The sequence below is a fragment of the Caballeronia humi genome (genome assembly GCF_001544475.1).
Lineage (GTDB): Bacteria > Pseudomonadota > Gammaproteobacteria > Burkholderiales > Burkholderiaceae > Caballeronia > Caballeronia humi.
On sequence record NZ_FCNW02000149.1, the window covers coordinates 1 to 2,476 of the forward strand.

The following is a 2,476-nucleotide window of genomic DNA, read 5'->3' on the forward strand; positions in this document are numbered from 1 at the left end:
TAATCGGCGGCGGTGAGACGGCCGTAAATCAGCGGCACGGCGACCATGTACTGGATGCAGTGATCGCGATCGGCGGGGTTATCGAGCGGACCTTTTTTATCGATGATGCGGATTGCGGCTTCGTGCGTGCGGATCGTGATGCGCTTGATGTCTTCGACGCTTTTGCCTGCCTGCTTCAGTTGCGTATGCAGCGTCATCGCTGCTTCCACGGCCGTTTGCGAGTGAAACTCAGCGGGGAACGAAATCTTGAACAGCACGTTTTCCATCACGTACGAGCCGTACGGACGTTGGAACTTGAACTCGTTGCCCTTGAAGAGGACATCGTAAAAGCCCCACGTTTTAGCGCTCAAAACCGACGGATAGCCCATCTCGCCGGTCTTCGCGATCAGCGCGAGACGCACGGCGCGCGAGGTGGCATCGCCTGCGGCCCACGATTTGCGCGAACCGGTGTTCGGCGCATGCCGATACGTGCGCAACGAGTGCCCGTCGACGAACGCGAGCGATACCGCGTTGATCAACTCGTCACGCGTGAGTCCGATCAACTGCCCGACGACCGCCGTCGAAGCCAGCTTCACGAGCAAGACGTGATCGAGTCCGACCTTGTTGAACGAATTTTCGAGCGCGATGCAGCCCTGAATTTCATGCGCCTTGACCATCGCGATCAGGACGTCTTTCATCGTCAGCGGCGTTTTGCCGGTTGCGATGGCGTTGCGCGACAACCAGTCAGCGGTCGCGAGAATGCCGCCGAGGTTATCCGACGGATGGCCCCATTCGGCGGCAAGCCACGTGTCGTTGAAGTCGAGCCAACGGATCATCGCGCCGATGTTGAACGCGGCCTGAACTGGATCGAGCTGGAATTGGGTGCCCGGCACCTTGGCGCCGTTGGGGACGATCGTGCCCGGCACGATCGGTCCCATCAGCTTGGTGCAGGCGGGGTAGGAAAGGGCTTCGAGTCCGCAACCGAGCGTATCGATCAGGCAGTTGCGCGCGGTGTCGAGCGCAAGCGTGCTGTTGATTCGGTAGTCGAGAACATAGTCGACTATATCGACAAGTACCTTGTCCGGATCGGGCCGGACGTTGGATATCAGTGCGGACATCGAGAGCTTCCTGATTTAAGTACTGACTTGGGCTTACTTTACGTCCTTGATGAGCGCTTCCGACTGCGTCGGGGCAGGGGCACCGGCTGCCATTTCCTGCGTCACACATTCGTCGGCGAGACGCGACTCGTCCTTGTCCGAAAACAACATTGCCTTCGTCGGGATCACGACGAGGTCCATGCCCGATGCCGAGTCGTGGAACCGGTCGGCGCCGGTCGTCGTGCTCTGGCGCGGCAGGCGGTAATCCTTCTGTGCCCAGTTGACGGTGACGATGGCGTCGCGCTTCATGTCTCCTTTCATGTAGAAGGCGAGGCCTTCCTTGCACGACCACTTCGTGGCGCCTTCGGGGATCGGGTCGGTCTTCGCGGCGGCTGCTGCGGCAGCTTCCGGCTTGCGCTTGATCAGGCGCTTTTTCGGTGCCGGACGTTGAGCCTTGGCCGTTGCAGCCTTGGCGTCGGTGGTTGTCGCGGCGATAGCGTTGGTCGTGACGATGCTAGAGGTAGCCAGGGCGCCGACGACTGCAGCGATCAAAAATTTGTTCATCAGTGAAACCTTTCAAAAGCGTGAATGATGGAGGCAGACTTTGCGCGGTTGGACCCCGTTTAATCGCGATCCGAACGCGCAGCCCGCTATTTTCGCTTATTTATCGGAACGAACTTCAAATTCTCGGGACCGGTGTAATTCGCGCTCGGCCGGATGATCTTGTTATCGATGCGCTGCTCGATGATGTGCGCGCTCCAGCCGGCGGTGCGCGAGATCACGAAGAGCGGCGTGAACATCGCGGTGGGCACGCCCATCATGTGATACGAAACCGCGCTGAACCAGTCCAGGTTCGGGAACATCTTCTTCGCGTCCCACATCACCGATTCGAGGCGCTCGGCGATATCGAACAACTTCATGTCGCCGGCTTCTTTCGACAGTTTCTTCGCGACTTCCTTGATTACCTTGTTACGCGGATCGGAGATCGTGTACACCGGATGGCCGAAGCCGATCACGACTTCCTTGTTCTCGACGCGTCGTTTGATATCGGCTTCGGCTTCGTCGGCGGATTGATAGCGCGACTGGATTTCGAACGCGGCTTCGTTCGCGCCGCCGTGCTTCGGGCCGCGCAGCGCGCCGATTGCGCCTGTGATTGCTGAGTAGATATCCGAACCCGTGCCTGCGATCACGCGCCCAGTGAACGTCGACGCGTTGAACTCATGCTCGGCGTACAGATTCAGCGACGTATGCATCGCCTCGACCCACGACTTCGACGGCGCCACGCCATGCAGCAAATGCAGGAAGTGTCCGCCGATCGAATCGTCGTCGGTTTCGACTTCGATGCGACGGCCGTTATGTGAATAGTGATACCAGTAGAGCAGCATCGAGCCGAGCGAGGC

3 protein-coding genes are annotated in these 2,476 nt (G+C 59.3%); all 3 read right to left on the reverse strand.

The window, feature by feature from the left end; all coding sequences use genetic code 11:
- Positions 1 to 1,097, reverse strand: a 1,097-nt coding sequence (locus AWB65_RS34605; protein WP_087671228.1) for a bifunctional 2-methylcitrate dehydratase/aconitate hydratase, incomplete at its 3' end; no start/stop codon positions are given.
- 33 nt (positions 1,098 to 1,130) lie between these two features.
- Positions 1,131 to 1,640: a hypothetical protein gene (locus tag AWB65_RS34610; protein ID WP_087660933.1), complete on the reverse strand. Its 510-nt coding sequence runs from the start codon at positions 1,638 to 1,640 to the stop codon at positions 1,131 to 1,133.
- Positions 1,641 to 1,726: 86 nt separating this feature from the next.
- On the reverse strand, positions 1,727 to 2,476 hold a 750-nt coding region (locus tag AWB65_RS34615; RefSeq protein WP_327359621.1), incomplete at its 5' end, for a citrate/2-methylcitrate synthase.